Origin of the sequence: Vibrio sp. 070316B (assembly GCF_013114115.1) — a bacterium.
In the GTDB taxonomy this organism is placed as follows: domain Bacteria; phylum Pseudomonadota; class Gammaproteobacteria; order Enterobacterales; family Vibrionaceae; genus Vibrio; species Vibrio chagasii_B.
Map to the genome: position 1 here is coordinate 38137 of NZ_VTYC01000007.1, position 17595 is coordinate 55731.

General features: G+C 44.0%; 18 protein-coding genes. 5 read left to right on the forward strand and 13 right to left on the reverse strand.

Annotated features, from left to right (window positions below; translation table 11 throughout):
• Window positions 1-24: 24 nt before the first annotated feature.
• The 4 genes from F0251_RS07920 to F0251_RS07935 all read right to left on the reverse strand — a co-directional run bounded on the left by F0251_RS07920 (window position 25) and on the right by F0251_RS07935 (window position 3720).
• Window positions 25-372 (reverse strand): phasin family protein, encoded by a 348-nt coding sequence (locus F0251_RS07920; RefSeq protein ID WP_008219299.1) that lies wholly within the window; start codon window positions 370-372, stop codon window positions 25-27.
• Between the two features lie 132 nt (window positions 373-504).
• Entirely contained in the window at window positions 505-1716 is a 1212-nt protein-coding gene (locus F0251_RS07925) for an acetyl-CoA C-acetyltransferase (RefSeq protein WP_171730783.1), read from the reverse strand.
• A gap of 26 nt (window positions 1717-1742) precedes the next feature.
• Complete coding sequence (locus F0251_RS07930) at window positions 1743-2483, reverse strand: SDR family oxidoreductase (protein ID WP_061030852.1); 741 nt, start codon at window positions 2481-2483, stop codon at window positions 1743-1745.
• A 565-nt stretch (window positions 2484-3048) separates the two neighbouring features.
• Window positions 3049-3720 (reverse strand): SH3 domain-containing protein, encoded by a 672-nt coding sequence (locus tag F0251_RS07935; protein ID WP_171730731.1) that lies wholly within the window; start codon window positions 3718-3720, stop codon window positions 3049-3051.
• Between the two features lie 105 nt (window positions 3721-3825).
• Here F0251_RS07935 and F0251_RS07940 point away from each other — a divergent pair, with 105 nt between their 5' ends.
• Both F0251_RS07940 and F0251_RS07945 read left to right on the forward strand, forming a co-directional pair.
• Complete coding sequence (locus F0251_RS07940) at window positions 3826-4413, forward strand: hypothetical protein (RefSeq protein WP_171730732.1); 588 nt, start codon at window positions 3826-3828, stop codon at window positions 4411-4413.
• 235 nt (window positions 4414-4648) lie between these two features.
• Window positions 4649-4891, forward strand: a complete 243-nt coding sequence (locus tag F0251_RS07945; RefSeq protein WP_171730733.1) for a hypothetical protein — start codon at window positions 4649-4651, stop codon at window positions 4889-4891.
• A gap of 171 nt (window positions 4892-5062) precedes the next feature.
• Here the strand turns inward: F0251_RS07945 and F0251_RS07950 are convergent, their stop codons facing one another.
• The gene (locus F0251_RS07950; protein ID WP_102423585.1) at window positions 5063-5521 is read right to left on the reverse strand and encodes an Lrp/AsnC family transcriptional regulator; all 459 of its coding nucleotides are present in this window, start codon (window positions 5519-5521) and stop codon (window positions 5063-5065) included.
• A gap of 149 nt (window positions 5522-5670) precedes the next feature.
• Here F0251_RS07950 and F0251_RS07955 point away from each other — a divergent pair, with 149 nt between their 5' ends.
• Together F0251_RS07955 and F0251_RS07960 are read left to right on the forward strand one after the other, a co-directional pair.
• Window positions 5671-6600, forward strand: coding sequence for a DMT family transporter (locus F0251_RS07955; protein ID WP_105058266.1), 930 nt, complete (start codon window positions 5671-5673; stop codon window positions 6598-6600).
• Window positions 6601-6746: 146 nt separating this feature from the next.
• Window positions 6747-7211, forward strand: coding sequence for a hypothetical protein (locus F0251_RS07960; RefSeq protein ID WP_008219313.1), 465 nt, complete (start codon window positions 6747-6749; stop codon window positions 7209-7211).
• Window positions 7212-7276: 65 nt separating this feature from the next.
• Here the strand turns inward: F0251_RS07960 and F0251_RS07965 are convergent, their stop codons facing one another.
• The 5 genes from F0251_RS07965 to F0251_RS07985 all read right to left on the reverse strand — a co-directional run bounded on the left by F0251_RS07965 (window position 7277) and on the right by F0251_RS07985 (window position 11620).
• The gene (locus tag F0251_RS07965; RefSeq protein ID WP_171730734.1) at window positions 7277-8650 is read right to left on the reverse strand and encodes a HAMP domain-containing sensor histidine kinase; all 1374 of its coding nucleotides are present in this window, start codon (window positions 8648-8650) and stop codon (window positions 7277-7279) included.
• A gap of 45 nt (window positions 8651-8695) precedes the next feature.
• On the reverse strand, window positions 8696-9427 hold the full coding sequence (locus F0251_RS07970; protein WP_171730784.1) for a response regulator transcription factor: 732 nt from the start codon (window positions 9425-9427) through the stop codon (window positions 8696-8698).
• An 81-nt stretch (window positions 9428-9508) separates the two neighbouring features.
• A complete protein-coding gene (locus tag F0251_RS07975) occupies window positions 9509-10189 on the reverse strand; it encodes a spondin domain-containing protein (protein WP_105058268.1) in 681 nt (226 codons plus the stop codon).
• A gap of 9 nt (window positions 10190-10198) precedes the next feature.
• A complete protein-coding gene (locus F0251_RS07980; protein ID WP_171730735.1) occupies window positions 10199-10882 on the reverse strand; it encodes a spondin domain-containing protein in 684 nt (227 codons plus the stop codon).
• 396 nt (window positions 10883-11278) lie between these two features.
• Window positions 11279-11620, reverse strand: a complete 342-nt coding sequence (locus F0251_RS07985) for a YggL family protein (RefSeq protein ID WP_008219317.1) — start codon at window positions 11618-11620, stop codon at window positions 11279-11281.
• Between the two features lie 254 nt (window positions 11621-11874).
• Between F0251_RS07985 and F0251_RS07990 the strand changes: the two genes are divergently transcribed.
• Window positions 11875-13902 carry a PhoX family phosphatase gene (locus F0251_RS07990; protein WP_105058270.1) on the forward strand — a complete coding sequence of 676 codons (2028 nt, stop codon included), beginning with the start codon at window positions 11875-11877 and terminating at the stop codon, window positions 13900-13902.
• 172 nt (window positions 13903-14074) lie between these two features.
• On the opposite strand, the gene F0251_RS07995 is transcribed toward F0251_RS07990, so the two are convergent.
• From F0251_RS07995 to F0251_RS08005, 3 genes are all read right to left on the reverse strand, one after another.
• The gene (locus F0251_RS07995) at window positions 14075-14695 is read right to left on the reverse strand and encodes a LysE family translocator (protein ID WP_105058271.1); all 621 of its coding nucleotides are present in this window, start codon (window positions 14693-14695) and stop codon (window positions 14075-14077) included.
• Window positions 14696-14831: 136 nt separating this feature from the next.
• A complete protein-coding gene (locus F0251_RS08000) occupies window positions 14832-16118 on the reverse strand; it encodes a DEAD/DEAH box helicase (protein WP_004740103.1) in 1287 nt (428 codons plus the stop codon).
• A 181-nt stretch (window positions 16119-16299) separates the two neighbouring features.
• Complete coding sequence (locus tag F0251_RS08005) at window positions 16300-17283, reverse strand: GTP-binding protein (protein WP_171730736.1); 984 nt, start codon at window positions 17281-17283, stop codon at window positions 16300-16302.
• Between the last annotated feature and the right edge of the window lie 312 nt (window positions 17284-17595).

Consider the following 17595-nt stretch of genomic DNA (forward strand, 5'->3'; position numbering starts at 1 on the left):
GTGCTGATTCGATGGCGATTTTATTTATGCAGGCGTAACTGTTTTCAAGTTTTCAGTCGTTAGTGTTTCAACATCTTCTTTGAACTCTTTTGCCACAGCTTGAAGCTTAGCACTGTCACTCATCATCTGTTGAGAGAGTTGAGTTAACGCTGCTAGTTGCTGGCTGTTGAATGCCGTAAGGCTGTTCACATCTTTAATTTCACTTACTGCTTTCATTTGAGCAAGACCCATATCCGTGTAAGTCTGCATCGCATTCATTTGCAATTCCGTCATTGTTTGAACGTTCTTTGCAACCAACTTGTTGAACTTGAAGTACGGTTCAAATTGCTTTTCAGTTTGGTCAGTAATCGTTTTAAAAATATCCGTGTACATAAGTAACTCCTGATGAATACATAGTGTAGTAAATTGGTACTGATATCGTTTCAGTTAAGGTGCGATGGTTTGCTAACGCACCTTGTAGACTGCAGCGATAAATTGTTTAGCTTGCCAACGATACATCCGGCGTTAACCTTCAATACCCTTAAGCAGAACAGCGGTTCCCATTCCCCCACCGACGCAGAGTGAAGCAACGCCATAACTGGTCTTTTGCTCAAGCATTTCGTGGATGAGTGAAACAATGATTCGGTTGCCTGACGCTCCTAGAGGATGACCTAGGGCAATCGCGCCGCCATTGACATTCACTTTTGGTTTAAAGGCTTCAAGAGGCAGATCGTGTTGCTCTGATAACTGATACATCACACCTAAAGCTTGAGCCGCAAACGCTTCGTTTAATTCAAAAAGATCAACTTGCTCGAGTGTTAAGTCAGCTTTATCCAGCGCTTTAGATACAGCCTCTACTGGACCCAATCCCATGATCTTTGGGTCTAATCCAGATTGTGCGTAGCTTGTTAGCTCGACCAGTGGTGTCAGGCCGTATTTTGTTACAGCATTCTCTGAAGCCAATATGATTGCACTCGCGCCATCATTGATACCTGAAGCGTTGCCCGCAGTGACCGTACCTTCACGGTCGAATGCAGGACGAAGCTTTTGCAAACCTTCGAACGTTGCATCCGCTTTCGGATATTCATCGGTATCAAAGGTGACGGTCTGCCTGCGCTGTTTCACTTCAACAGGCACAATTTGCTCATCAAACTTACCCGCTTCAATCGCAGCTACCGCTTTTTGTTGGCTTTCTAGCGCGTAGTTGTCTTGAGCAAGGCGCGATATATTCAATGCATTCGCAATGTTCTCCGCAGTCACACCCATGTGGTAATGATTGAAAGCATCCGTCAGACCATCGCCAACAAGCAGATCTTTCATCGAAATGTCGCCCATTTTGTGTCCGTTACGAATACTTGGCGGAAGCACGAAAGGGATTTGAGACATCACTTCCACGCCCGCAGCAACCACGATTTCTGCATCTTGCGCTTTAATATGAGCTGCAGCGTCCATGACTGATTTCATACCACTACCGCAGATCATATTAACGCCGTAAGCTGGAGTCTCTTCAGGTAGCCCTGCGTAGATTGAAGCCTGACGTGCAACGCCCATACCTTGCCCTGCTGAGATCACGTTACCTACGATCACTTCATCAATGACATCTAGAGGAAGAGCTACTGAATCCAGAGCACCTTTAATTGCTACGCCAGCCAACTCACCCGCACTAACGTTTTTCAATGAACCCGTAAATGAACCAATTGGTGTACGTTTCGCTGCAACAATAAATACTTTTTCCATCATTCAATTCCTGTCAGTTTCGCCAATTAGTGCATGTACAAGCCGCCATTTACAGACAAAGTCTCGCCCGTAATATACGCACCTGAATCGCTTGCTAGGAATCCAACCGCTTCGGCAATTTCCACTGGTGTTGCTAAACGTTTCATTGGGATTTGGTTCTTGATTGAATCCAATACTTCAGGCTTCATTTGCTCAACCATTGGGGTTGCAGTGTAGCCAGGGGCAATCACGTTCACTGTTACGCCACTGCGAGCGCCTTCTGCAGCTAAGGCTTTCGAAAAACCAATCATCCCAGCTTTTGCCGCCGAGTAGTTGGTTTGTCCGAATTGCCCTTTAAGGCCATTCACTGACGAGATATTGATGACACGGCAGTTTCCTTTCTCACACATAGGTGCGAACAGCGGTTGAGTCACGTTGAACAAACTGTTTAAGTTCGTTTCGATAACCTCTTTCCACGCTTCGGCGTTCATCTTTTTAAATACGCTATCACGTGTGATGCCAGCGTTATTAACGAGAACATCAACGGTTCCCTCTTCCTCTAATAACTTGCTCAAGCTCAATGCGCACTCTTCTGTATTGGTGACATCCAATTCAAACAATCTCACTTGATCTTCAGTAAATTGTTTCTCGTTGAACCAATCCAATGCACACTGGTAGTTTCCGGTAAAGTACGTTGCAATTACACGATATCCGTCGGCGACCAACTTAGATGATATAGCCGATCCGATACCGCCCTTTGACCCTGTAATTAAAGCAAGTTTTTTCATTAATGGTTCCATCCCTTACAAGCAATTAAATAACAATGATGTTAATAAGATAATGTCTTACTCGATAATTAATCTTTTCATTTCTCTTTAATTAAACACTACATATCAAAATCAAAATTTATTATTACAAACAGAAAATAATTTCTATTGATGTCTAGAAACCTGACTTGGATCTCAAAAACCGTGAAATGTTGCACATATGTAAAGCCACACCAAACCATTGATTTTAAACAGATATTTTTAATATTACTTGTATCAACAAAACGATAAGTCACTGTAAAACCAAGATAAAAATATAATCCGCACCTTGTTTCAATAAGAATGCAATATTGAATTTACAATTTATTGACTACCGAAATAGTAGTAAAGAAATTATTTCTTATTAATAAATCTATCTTATTTGCTTCATAAATCAGTCAATATAAATTAGGGGAAAATGGAGAAACATTCTAATTTAACAAACAACAAAAAAGCCCACTCTATTACAGAGTGGGCTTTTTATTTTAATTGATAAGTTAACGTCTATCGACTATTTACATTCTCAACGGTAATAATTTTACATCTCTTAATCTTTAAATATTTCATTTGTATTTACATCAAGATAAATTTTGTTTTCAAGAGATAATCCACCACAGTAAATAAAGTAGACATTACGATCTTTATACCGAACTGATTTGACCCAACCACCTAGCTCTTCAAAATCACCAGGTTCGCATTCACCTTCAGAGATCAACTTAGCAACGGAATTGCGAAATGTCTCTTGGTATAGCTTAAGGTCATCAGATTTAACCAAATAAGAGTCCAATATCTCTTTGTTTTCTTTCTCAGAAATAATCACTTCATCATTCGATAGGCCAGACATGGAAACCCACTCTGCTGTTTGTGAGCCACCTTCTTTTAAAACAATGTAATCCGAAATGCGTCCCCAATCACCTTGCTTCTCAAGCACTTCTACTTTTTCACCTTTATAGAGATAGTCCGTTATTAACCCGTCAACCTCAGGCTGCTCTACCACCTTCAGCTTCCTATCTGATACATAAAACTCTGTCTGCTCTGGCTCCGGTTTTAGCTCCATAATGGGCTTTAAATCAGCTTCGGGTTGCTCAATCGTTTCAACAACTGGCTCATCAACCTTTTCTGGTGGCGTTGGGTCTTCTTTCATAACGAAGAAGTAATACGCAGTTCCTCCTCCGCCTAGTACTAACAACACAAGTAAAGCGATCAGCGCTTTTTTCATTCAATCCACCAGCTCTTCCGTTTGAAGTCAATGTCCAGTGTACCTCAACTCATTGTACAGCTCATCTATACTCTCTATAGAGAACACCATAAGTAGAGGAAGGTCATGAGTTTCTGGGGAAAAGTTCTGATCATAAGTGTGTCTGTGAGTACGAATACCGTACTTGCAAGCGGATGTAACAGTGAAGATTGGCAAACGCTACTAGCTCGTCAGTTCGCTTTTGAAACCCGCTATAACCAATACACAAAAGAATTTAACCAAGTTCTCTCAACCTATGAGTCACAGACCCTACTGTCTAAACATTTCACTGGAGATCAAGTCGTTGAACTTTGGGCAAAGTACGAGCAAAGATTTAACACACAGCTCAACAGTCACATGAATACCGCTTACGATATCTCCGAAGTTCTGCTTAAACAGTCATATGTAGTATCGACCGAGCTAGAAGGCGCTCGTTCTCTTGGTCGATTATGGGAAGCAATGGCTCAAGATTGTGATAAAGCCAAGCTAATGCGCCAATCAGAGAGTGCACTGTCACATGTAAAGAGCTCGCAATCTCTCTCGCAAGACCTTAATGTCCTGAGTGAGAAGTTCAGGCAACTATCGTCTAGGTATCGTCAGGAAGCCACAATGATCGATGCTGCGCGCCAATCAAATGAGCGGGAAAGCGTTCAATCAAACGAACCGCTTCGCTAGATTTATCTGCAAAATCAGCCACGTCTGATGAAAATGTATTCAACCCAGCCTTAATCAAAGCTTTATCAATAACTTGTAAAACTAATGTGCTAATTATCAACAACAAAGTTCAATTTCCAACCAATGCAAGTAATTATGTGAGAGATTCATCACAAAATAGATTTACAAACGCCAGAAAATTGTTATCATGAATCTTCATATAACTTAATAACAAGAAACATTTTGGCTAGGTAATATGCAAAAAACTATGGCTTTCAACTGCTTGAGTAACACGGAATGGACTGCAGAGATAAGAGCTAAGCTTTTGTCTGTAGCTAAACACATGGAAGAGTTCGGTTCAGTAAGTGAATTAGAGCTATGTAAGATATTTGGAGAAACAATTTGGAATGATGGTGTGGATTACCATTCACATGCTTTTTCATTCAGAATTAATGCACAAACTGGGGATTGTTCAATCTCTCACTTTAAGTATCACTAAGTTTTGCACCTATCATATACGGAGTACCTTTCACGAGGTGCTCCGTTTTTTATTGCTGCGAGTTTGGCACTTTATGAAACATCTTTGTTGAACCTCGCACTCTCGCGCCAAGGCTAAATCATTTCGTTTTCAGCTCACTCCCCCCCAATGACAACCACACTCTCCATCGTGTTAGTCTGTATACACTGGAAGCGGCGCATTGCCTTTTACTTGCCTTATTGCTAAGTGAGTATGGATGTCTTTGACGTTAGATAGCCGCTGAAGTTTTCTAGTAAATGCTTCATAGGCCATTAGGTTTGGGCTAACCACCTCTAAAAGATAATCATAAGCGCCAGAAACGACATGACAGCTGATCACCTCCTCCATCTCGACAATCGCGCCTTCGAACTTATCAATCGACACTTCTTGGTGGTTGTTTAGGCTCACCTCAACAAACACACTCATCGCCACACCAACTTTCTCTCGCGATAAACTCACGCGATATCCGTCGATAATGCCCTTTTCTTCTAGCCTTTTGATGCGTCTCGCGCAAGGTGAAGGGGATAAGCCGACTTCATCCGCTAACTCAGCAGTGGTCAATCTACCATCCTTTTGTAACAACTCGAGAAGATGCCTATCAATCCGGTCCATAGCAAAAGCCACCCATTAGTTAAATTTGTTAATAATCCAAGGAATGTTAGCAGAAATCCTCAATGATAGATCAAGTTAGAACCAAACTTGCCAACTTGAGGCAGGTGCTCTCCCTCATAATGAATCATCATTCACTTTCATTGTTTATTATGAATCTTGGCTATCTATCAATTACCGTCACTCTGCTCATCTGGGCAAGCTTTTTCCTTTCTCTTAAAGGCGGTGCGAATTCAGCTTTAACGCCCGCAGACATCGCACTCACACGCTTTCTTATTCCTGCCTTGGTCTTATTACCTTTGGTGTGGAAAGCGCGTAATACCATTACAGTAGTGCCTAACCGTTACTTAGCAGGTATGTTCATCGGTAGTGGCCTGCCTTATTTGCTGGTTGCTGGCACAGCGATGCAATTCGTTCCAGTTTCTCACGGAAGTGCTTTAGTGCCCGGCACGCTTCCTCTGTTTGTAACCGGGATTGCGGTGCTCTTTTTCAAGCAACCACTTAGCCGCCACCGAATCGTTGGTCTAGCTTTGGTTTTACTTGGTATTGTGTTGTTCCTTGGGAGCAGTTTGAGTAACTTCAATTTTGAGCACACCAAAGGCCACTTACTATTCCTGTGCGGTAGCTTAATGTGGGCAACCTTCACTATCTCAGCTCGCGTTGCCAACTTAAATGCTTTGGTCAGTGCGGGCTTTATCTCTCTCTGCTCGACTTTGTTATTAGCCCTTCTTATCCTGACAGGAACACTCCCTAGTCACTTAATGGACGCACCTTTCGCTCAATGGCCTTTTGCAGAGCTTGCCATTCATTCAGCAGTACAAGGTGTCGGAGCGGGTTTAATTGCCGCATTCACTTACCTATATGCGGTTAATACCTTAGGGGCTGAGCGTTCTGCTGCGTTTGGCAGTGCGACACCTGCCGTGGCGACACTATTGGCGATTCCATTGTTCAACGAGATCCCAGATGCGATGACCTGGCTTGCCCTTGGTTCTATTTGTATTGGTAGCTTGGTCGCGAGCAATATCTTCATGAGAAACGACCAATCCATGCAATATCAGCCGCCAAGTCATAGTAAAGCGTAGCGCTGTTTATATTCACCATTTCCGCTAGTTTTCAGGTATGCGGCATCCAGATAAGCCTACAAAGGTAGGCTTATCTAAAATCTGCTTTTTCTAAGCTCGCTTCTCCATTAAACTGTCCGACCTTTTTGCTGAATCAAGAGAACACCATGCAACGCGACTACACCTTAAATTGTTTAATCACCATGCCTCGCCATGAACTAGAAGAATTTAGTTTAAGAATGATCCATCGCCTTGTTCCTGAAGACGCAATGACAGAGTTGTTCACGTTTGAACAAGAAGAAGTCACCAGCGAAGAACGCATGCAATCGGCAAAATTCGATGCGATGCTGCGTATGACGGCAATCGCACTTGGTGAAGTAAACCTAGCGTTTTCTGAATCGGACAACTCACAGCAAAACATCGAACGCATGACTCGCCTACTGCTTTGGCACTTCTACTCAATCTCATTCAACTTAGAAGAAGCTATTGCGATTGAAGTACACTGCGAGAAAGTAGAGAAGATCTTAAAGAACGCACCAAAAGATGCCTTTGGTTGGGTTAAAGAATTAACTGAGTTGCTTCACTTCTATGCAAAAGTAAATGAAGGCAACGAAGAGAAGAAAGACGCGTAACCTCGCTTAATCTTTAGCAGGCTGCAATCCAAAAACAGCCTAGCGAATACCAAAGGCAGAAAGAACTATATCGAAGGCAAATAAAAGCTTTGCTGAAATGAGTTCTCTGCCTTTGTTGTTTCTAACACACTGTGATGCAACATCAGTATAGACTGCGCGATCTTGGTTCCTATTCCCAATGAACCATTCGGTGCTTCCTGCTCCACCTCATTTTGAATCACGACCCTCACCCGCTTCGAATCCGGTTCTAAATCAACACTCAGTGAAACTACTGTTCCAGTTGGGCTATGCCTCAACGCATTGTCTAGTAAGTTCAAAATCAACCTTTCAAGCAAGTCATTGTCACCAGCTGCTTTTACTCCATCAGGTATATCAACCTTAAGTTCGACATCTTTATGGCGGTACTGACTCTGAATCGTTTCTAAGCACTCGCTAAGCAACCCATTCAAATCTATCGATGCGTATCGATAAGTAGGGACAGGATTGTCATGTTTGGCACTGTCGAGAAGTGAATGCAATTGTTCAGACAGTTTATTTCCATTGCGATACGCGACATCAATCAGTGGATCCGATTGAGGGTTTTGGATCTTCCATGTTTCTAAGTAACCCAACACACTTGATAACGGTGTTTTCAAATCATGGCTCAGTTGCAATAAACTTTGTCTACGATGCGAAGACTGATACTCAAGCTGTAAGAATTGCTGCTGAATGTGTTTCGCCATCAACTGATAAGAACGTGCGATCGGCACCAACTCCGGTACTTGATGTATGAAGTTGGGGTCGAGGCGGAAATCTTGCTCTGCTTGCTGTTGTAGCTTATTGGTGACCTCTTCAATAGGGTTCAACAGGCTACGTTTCACGAGCAGGTAAGCGCCAATCGCAAAGCCTAAGATAGAGATCAGCATAAGTCCTGCTAGCGCCATATAAGGCGTATCGACTTGTGAATTGGCAATGACGGTATGGCGGTTACTGCCAATCAACACATACAGATACCCCACCGTAGAACCCAACTCTTCAATCGCAGCAACAGAGAATACCTTGTGAGAACCGGGGTTGATCGGGTCATCCCCAAGAATAGGATAAGGCTCGTTGTTTAAAAATTGTTTGATAGGCGCTAAGTCGATCTGGCTCGCTAATACTGTCCCTTCTGGCGCCGCGTGTGTCGTGATATTACCCTGACTATCGAGAAAGTAGATGTCGAAATCGGGACCAATCAACATCAAGGTATGAAATATGGATTTAAGGGCTTTTGGGTTGTAGTCCGTGCCAATCATCAGAGGGTTATCATCACGCATGTGCAGCGCGAGATCTTTATGTAAGCTCTGCTTAGTTCTTTGTTCTATGGTCTCTTTTTGCCAATGATAGGTATAGGCGATAACCACACTCACGAGCAGAAACCACAAACTGCTAAACAACACTAAACGCGATTTGAAACTCATGTTCTCTCCTCGATGGCTCTTAAGCTTAGGACGCGACACATAGGCCTAAACTTTCGATTCGAACTTATAGCCCACACCCCAAACGGTTTTGATGAAGTCATCGTCGCTATTCGGCATGGCCAACTTTGTTCTCAAGCGGTTAACCGTGCTACACACCGTGTGGTGATAACCAGAATGGTCGGTATTCCAAACGTGATTGAGCAGCTCGTCTTTGCTATAGACTCGCCCCGGTCGGGTGGCTAAAAAGTGAAGTAAGGTAAATTCGGTTGCAGTCAGTGGGACATCTTGATTATTCAATGAAACCTGATGACGCTCAGGTTGGATGGTAAGCCCGCCAAAACTCATTACGGGTTCGGTTGATTGTGCATCTTTCACTGTTGATTCAGAGTGACTTAAGCGACGCAATACGTTCCTCACGCGAGCTTGAAACTCGAGCACGCTAAAAGGCTTGGTAATGTAATCATCAACCCCAGCTTCTAAGCCCGACACCTTATCTAGCTCAGTGTCTCTTGCTGTAAGCATTAGCACAGGCGTCCAGTCTTCTTGCTGGCGTAACAATCGACAGAAATCGAGACCATCGCCGTCAGGTAAGCCTCGATCAAGCACGATCAAATCAAACTGGCTTCCCTGATATAGCGCTTGAGCCATTTCAATTGAGTTGGTCCTTACAACATCATGTCCTTGGAACTTGAGATGCATCTGCACCAGCTCAGCCAAGTCGTCATCGTCTTCGACTAACAATATGTTTGCCATCAAATTTACCGCAGCACTGTTCATTATCCCTGCTCTATTCGGAGTCTGCCCACCTTTCAATTGACCGGAACAGAGCAGGAATTCTTTCATCGTGTTTTTACCCAGCTACTCTGTGCGAGTAATAGTGATTCGCGCACCGGGGTTAAGGAAACGATGATTGCCACTTAGTGCAGAAGTCGCCAAACCATCATCTTGGCTAATAACACCAGAGTGGAAGCTGACGACATCGGTGTCGTTTCTAACGCTGTTAAAGCCCTCTCCACCACCAGCAGGCCCAGGAATGGTTGCTGCGAGTTCATCATTAAGCTCGGTTCCTGAATCCCACACATTCATGTTCATCACGAATGTGTCGCCCACCGCTAATGATTTCAGCGATAAACCAGATTCACCGACAAACGCATCATTGGTATTCACCAACATTGAAGCAACAGAAATATACTCTTCTAAGCTTGGGTCGACACGAATAGACACTGTGTCTTGTTCTCCGGAAAGGATCAGCCCATTGCCTGAAATGCCTTGATAAACATTCGCGTCGCTGTCGCTTAGCGCGATGAGTTCAGCATTGCTTCCACCTTCAGCTAGGTATTCAAGGTCAACAGAAGCACTTTGGCCGATCTCAAACAGCTCAAAGCTAGTGTTGTGTGTCAGTACCGCGAGTGGTGACATAGGTTGGTTGGGCGTGAGGTTGGTAACGCTCACATCGTAGCGGTAGTAATCATCGTCATCATCAGGACAACCGGCTAACACGGCGACAGAAGCAGCGATAAATAAAATTCTAGCTTTCATACATCCCCCTTACTTCACAACGATCGTGATGGTTGCCACAGGGTTTAACCAGCGATGGCTGCTGCTATCGAGGTCACTAATACCGCCTGCAGCATCACTATCACCAATGTTGCCCGGATGAATATGAACCTTAGCGTTAGACACGGCAGTCTCTACACCGGTACCACCAGCACCAAAGGTAATAAAGGGAGGATTTGGCATACTACTAGCCAACTCATCATTGGCTTCAGTACCGGCATCGTAGCCATTCAGTGTGGTTTTGTAGGTACCTGCTTGAGTTGGGATCTTCCAGCTGTCTAATCCAACAAAGCCATCGTTGGTTGGCAATAACATCGCGCCGAGTGACAAGTAAGCCAGATCTCCAGTATCAATATCGAATGTGGTCGCGACACCTGGGTTAAGAATGCCACTCGCAGGGTTCTCAACGACGACACCACCCGCATTGGCGATTACACCAGATAATCCCGAGATGTCTCCGCCTTCCGCCATGGATTCCAACTCAGCAGAAGCTGCCTCCCCCGTTCTAAACATGAACAAGCTTGAATCATGGGCCGCTGCCAAGATTGGCGTAAAGTAGATTCCTTTAGTTGCATTCGTCACTGTCACCTCAAGCTGGGCTGCCTGGGCTTGAACAGCTCCAAAAGCGAACATCGCAGAGCCGATCACTAAGCTGATTTGAGTACGTTTATTCATTTTGATTCCATCCTTTACTGAGTCCTTTCGTGACTGACGAATCAATAACATCGAAATACGTGTTATCTAGTCAGCCACGAACTGTGGTGTTGACTCTAAGAATGACGCCCAAATCTATCAGCAACTTCATTGAATTCTCATAAAAGTCTCACAAGTTTATACAAACTTATTACAGCCCAGATAAGTACCCATAGAGCGCTGATATTTAAGTGAAATTAGTCGCCTCGCAAAGCAAAGCAAAGCAAAGCAAAAGAGAAACATTAAAAAGAGAATAATAAAGGAAGAAAACGCAAAAAGGCCGAATCGATTTACCGATTCGGCCTCTGTTTGGGTGTATTGTTGCTCGTTCTAAAAGCCGTGTAGGCCTCTAAGTGAAGCTAACAGTACAACATCAATTTAGAACGCGTAGTTTGCGTCAATAAGCTCGCTGACTTCAACTTTTGTTACTTCAGCACGCGCTTCAAGCCATTGTGCAACTTGCAGTTGCTCTGCTTCAGTTACAGAACGGTAACGCTCGATAGAACATAAGAAACCTTCAAACAGCTCAAGGCCACCGCCACCAAAGCATAAGCCGATGCTGTCGATGAAATCGATGAACTCGTCAATGAACACATCGTATTGGTCAAAATCAGCAATCGATGTCTTGCAGCTTACTTCAAAACCCAGAATCGCGAATTCACCTAGGTATAGCTTTTTGCGTAGGCGACGATTTTTGTTTTCGATTTTATCTAATTTCATAACTGTCTCTCTTTTCATTTGATTAAGCATTTATACACAGTTCTAACCCAATCCCCAAGTGTTTTGTCTTGCATGAGAAGTCTTATGGCAAAAATCGTGCTACAGAAACAAAAACTTAATAAAAACTATAAAAATCTGTCACTTAACTGCTTCACGATTGGTCACACATTTACCCAACTTATTAACCAATCAGTTAGTACGAGGGTAAGTCATAAATAACGAATAATAAAATCAGCCAATAGGAAGCAGTCGCGATGAGCAAGGAAACATTTGATAGCACTCGTTTTAACAAGAGTAAAAACAAACCCTTCGAAGAAGTTCTAGATGCAAACCTTTCAAGAAGAAACGTATTAAAAGGCGGTTTAGGCATCAGTGCAATGACCGCTTTTGGCGCGTTTGGTTTAGCGGGTCACAGCACAGCTAACGCCGCAACAATGCAAGCAACAGGCGCGCAAAAAAGCACCGCAACTTTAGCGTTTGAATCGGTTAAAGGCTCATTGACTGACAGTGTTGTTGTGCCTAAAGGCTACACAGCACAAGTGCTCGTTCCTTGGGGCACACCACTTAACAAACATGGCAATGCTTGGTTAAAAGACGGTACAAACAACGCACAAGACCAAGCTAACGCACTGGGAATGCACCACGATGGCATGCACTTCTTCCCGCTTGATGGCAACAGCAACGATGGCTTATTGGTAATCAACCACGAATACATTGACCAAAAAGCATTGCACGCTAACGGCCCGACATATAATGAAGGTGCTCGCCCTAGCCTTGATGAAGTACGTAAAGAGATCAACGCACACGGCGTGAGTGTGGTTCGCGTTAAGCTTGAAGGTAATCAATGGGTAATGGTCGATAACGACCCACTTAACCGCCGCTACACTGGCGCGACAGTAATGGATCTATCTGGCCCTGTCGCTCACAGTGAGTTTACCAAAACCAAATTCTCACAAGACGGCAGCCAAGCTCGCGGCACTTTGAACAACTGTGGTAATGGCTACACGCCATGGGGAACTTACCTGACGTGTGAAGAAAACTGGCCGGGTTATTTCGTTAATAAAGGCGAGACAACGCCAGCGCAAGAACGTATTGGAATCGCTACCGACAAAACACGTTACGGTTGGGACACACTTTCAGGTAACAAACAAGAACGCTTAGACGAATTTGCACGCTTTGACGTAACACCAACAGGTGAGTCAGCGATGGACGATTATCGTAACGAAGCACACGGTCACGGCTACATTGTTGAGATCGACCCCTACACTGCAAACTCTCGTGCGAAAAAGCGCTCTGCTCTGGGGTGCTTCCGTCACGAAGGTTGTACCTTTGGTAAGTTAACCGAAGGCGAACCAATCGTATTCTACTCTGGTCACGATTCTCGTTTCGAATACCTCTACAAATTTGTTTCTGAAGCGAAATGGGACCCGCGTGACGCTGAGCCAAGCAACCGCCTAAATGCTGGCGACAAGTACATGGACAAAGGCACGCTTTATGTAGCCAAGTTCAACGACGACGGTTCAGGCACATGGTTACCGTTAACTCTGAGCAGCAAAACCACCAATGGTGGCAAGCTAGGTGATACGTTTGATTCTCAAGCGGCACTTATCGTTAATACCGCAGGCGCAGCCGACCTTGTAGGCGCAACGCCAATGGATCGCCCTGAATGGTGCTCTGTAGATCCAATGACAGGTACGGCTTACCTAACGCTAACCAACAACAATAAGCGCAAAGAAGCCAATTCAGCGAACCCTCGCGTAAACAACAAATTTGGTCATGTTATCCGTTGGGATGAAGGCAAAACGGCGGGCGAATTCCATTGGGATATCTTTGTATTCGGTTCACCTGCAGTGGAAGATAAGTCTATCAACCGCTCAGGTCTAACAGATATGAACCAATTCGCAAGCCCTGATGGCCTAGCGTTTGATGCGCGTGGCATTTTGTGGATTCAAACGGACAACGGCGCAGACGAAGTAACGGGCTATACCAATGACCAAATGCTGGCTGTCGTTCCATCGCAGTTAACGGATGACCAAGGTAACAGCGCGGTAATTGATGCTAACAATCAAGCACAGCTAAAGCGCTTCTTTGTGGGTCCAAACGGTTGTGAAGTGACTGGCTTTACCATCAGCCCAGACTTCAAATCACTGTTTGTGAACATTCAACACCCTGCGAACTGGCCATCATCAGACGATGCAACGGCTCAGACTCAAGGCAACGTTCGTCCGAGAGCATCGACCGTTGTGATTCGCCGTGAGGACGGTGGTGAAATCGCGGTTTAATCGGTAGAACTGGCTGAGATCGGAAACATTTCTAACATCTAGCTATGTAAAACCAAAAAGAGCGATAAGGCCAAATGCCCTATCGCTCTTTTTCTATTCTATTCAATCTTCGGTTTAAGTAAGAATCCTAGCATTCAAGTTCATCGTCATACCAAGCTCTCGTTAATCACAGTTAACTCACGAACAACCACACACCAACACCCATCATCAAAGTGCCGGCAATGCGGTTCATCAACTTCACATTATCAGCCTTACCGAGCATGTGCTTAAGGCTCTTACCGCCTGTCGCGTACAGAGTCATACAAACAAACTCAGAAACAAGAATAATCGACACGAGAATGAACAACTGCGGTGCTAAGTCTTTACTGCTGTTAATAAAAGGAGGCAGCAGAGAAATCATAAACGCCCAGCCTTTCGGGTTTGCAATCGCAGTAACAAAGCCTTGAACCACCAAATCCCAATCATTGTTCACTTGGGTGTCTTGATTATCAGTACTGATCGCCAGTTTGCCTCTCGAGCGCCACATCTGAATACCTAGGTAGAACAAATATGCTGCACCAACGAACTTAAAGCCAGCAAATAACCACGGGTAGTTCAGCATTATTGAAGCAATACCCAATACAGCGGCGACCGACACAACAGCAACACCTGCCAGCTCACCGATCATCATCCATAATGTGCGCTTGTAACCAATACTCATACCAAGCGTTAAGGCCAAAGTCATACACATGCCGGGCGTGATTGATACAAAGAAAAACGTGGGGATGAAAGCCCAAAGTAGCGCGCTATCCATATTATTACCTTATCGACTTATTTTTATTTGATTGTTTAGCTTGTTGAGCTGTCTTTGTAAGGAGCGACCTTATATTTAGCGACACCACGAAAAAGAGCCACAATACAGTGGCTCTTTTTCATTACCAACCGTAATTTTACTTACGACGGTTTTTAATTCGCTTCATCATCGCTAGGCGACGTTCTGCACTTGCTTGGTCTTGTGGAGCATCATTCGCGTTGTTCTTACGACCTTGGCGGTTTTTGTATGCCGCTTTCGTGTTTAGCTTCTCAATGTAAGCATCACGCTTCTTAGGTTCGTAACCTGGTTGCTCAACACGACGAATACGTTGTTGAATCAGTTTCTCAACTTGAACAACTGTCAGTTCTTCTTCGCGGTTAACGAAAGAGACAGCATGACCTTGTTTACCCGCGCGACCAGTTCGGCCAATACGGTGAACGTAATCTTCTGCTAAGAAAGGCATGTCGTAGTTAATCACGTGTGGTAAGTCTTCAATATCAAGACCACGAGCCGCAACATCGGTTGCCACCATCACACGTGCTTTACCTTCTTTAAAATCATCTAAAGCACGACGACGAGCACTTTGCGCTTTATCACCGTGACACAGTACAGCTTTAATGCCGTCTAACTTAAGCTCTTTAACCACTTCGTTTGCGGTTTCTTTGTAGTTCACAAACACCAACACTTGGCGCCAGTTTTTACGACCAATCAGCTCAGAAAGTAACTCTGTTTTACGCTCTTGATCCACAGGGTAAACTACGTGACCTACCGTTGCAGCTGTTGAGTTTTCACGCTCAACACTGATACGTTTTGGCTTACGTAAGATATCAACCGACAGTTGGTTTAACTGAGTTGATGTTGTCGCAGAGAACATCATGATTTGTGGAGAAGTTTCTACATCTAACATGATCTTGCGAACTGCATTGATAAAGCCCATATCTAAGATACGGTCAGCTTCATCAAATACTAGGAATTCTAGGTTAGCAATAGACACGTTACCCGCTTCTAAGTGCTCTTCTAAACGGCCTGGTGTCGCAACCAGAATGTCCACACCCAGTTCTAATTGACGAACCTGTGAAGACATCTTGTTACCACCGTATACCGCAGAAACGCTTAGTTCTGTGTATTTAACGTAATCTTTAATGTTTTGAGCAATCTGCGCTGCTAGCTCACGAGTTGGAGCTAAAATAAGGCCACGAGCCGTTCCTCGAGATGCTTTTTTACCACTGTTCAGTAGATGCTGGATAACAGGCAATGAGAATGCCGCTGTTTTACCTGTACCGGTTTGAGCAGTAGCAAAAATATCATGGCCTTTACGAGCCATTGGAATTGCTTTTTGTTGAATTGGAGTGAGTTTTTCATAACCACACTCAGTCAGCGCTTTGACTAATTCAGGAGCAAAACCTTGAGAGGAAAATGACATTGTTACGAGTTCCTTAAGCAGACAGCCTACATTCTTATTTCAGCCGAGCACTATAAAGTAATTAGAGTGATTTATCTCACATTTATCGTGATATAACGCAAATTTTCTCACTTAATCTGGTGTTTACCTAGCTAACTGCGAAGCAAACACCCGATTATTATGCTCAAACAGGGAATAAACCCTATTTGATGCCACACAGCTTGAGCAAGATCTGCTCTAGATCGCCCCAAGGCATAAGCTGTGAGTCGATCACTTCTAATCGTGATTCAAAACCATCAAGTGTGATTTCATTGACTGAAACAACTTGATTCGCGACGTTGAAAGCAAAGCAACCTTGGTCAGTGTTGACCACCGCTTTAACGCGCTCAGCCGTTAAATCAGACAGCATTGAGAATAGCGCATCGAAATCGAATTTATACTCTGCGCCAAACAGCCAACCACAGCTAAAATAACCCTGCCCTTTGTTTTCCTTACGGATGAACGCTTCGCCCGGAGGAAGTTCAAATTGAGGTTCTTGTTCAGCGTGATCATGATGGTGTGATTCAAGATGAGTTGACGCACTGCCGTACACACGTTCAATGTCCAACACTTCTAGAGGCACTTCACCATCGTGAATCAACTTATGGAACACTTTCGCTGGCGTTTGATCCGTTACCCAATCATTAAATACATCGATGTCTTCAGAGTTAACAAGGTCAACTTTAGTACCAAGAATCACATCGGCACTGTCTAACTGATCATTAAAGTTCTGATTAGAGGTGTATTTTTCGTTGGATAAGTTACGCGGATCTACCAAACCTAGCGTCGCTTTAAGATCAACGTATGGCGTGTATTGATCTGAAGTCAGGGTCGCAATAACCTGCTTTGGGTGCCCTAGACCTGTTGGCTCAATAAGTAAACGGTCTGGCTTTTGACGGAGCAACGCATTAATGCCCACCGACATCGGCACGCCAGCAGTACAACACATGCAACCACCCGGTACTTCTTTAATCAAAGCACCTTGGTCTGTCATCAATGCACCATCAATGCCGATCTCACCGAACTCATTAACCAGTACAGCCCAGTTTTCATTCTCAGGTTTGTTTTTAAGTAAGTTCAAAATCGCTGTCGTCTTACCAACACCTAAGAAACCCGTAATTATGTTTGTAGGAACTTTTTTGGTCATATCAGTTCTCCTTTTTTAGGGAGTATATACACAATTACCGAAAAGTTGACCCCAATCACTTGTTTATACTCATATTGAATCGCAAAGCGTGGGTTCGCAAAATGGAGAGTCGGGCTGAGAAGCTGAAAATTGACCAATAAGGAATTAACATCCAGGGAGAGATGAGTGTTGGCTGATGGCTAGCAAAATAAAGAAAAGCAGATTTTGGATGCTCCAAACGAACTAAAGGCGTACTTCATGAGTACGCCTCACCCTCGTTACTCAATCGTGAGTTCGCGAATCAGGAAGCCTTAAATATCGACCTGAACATTT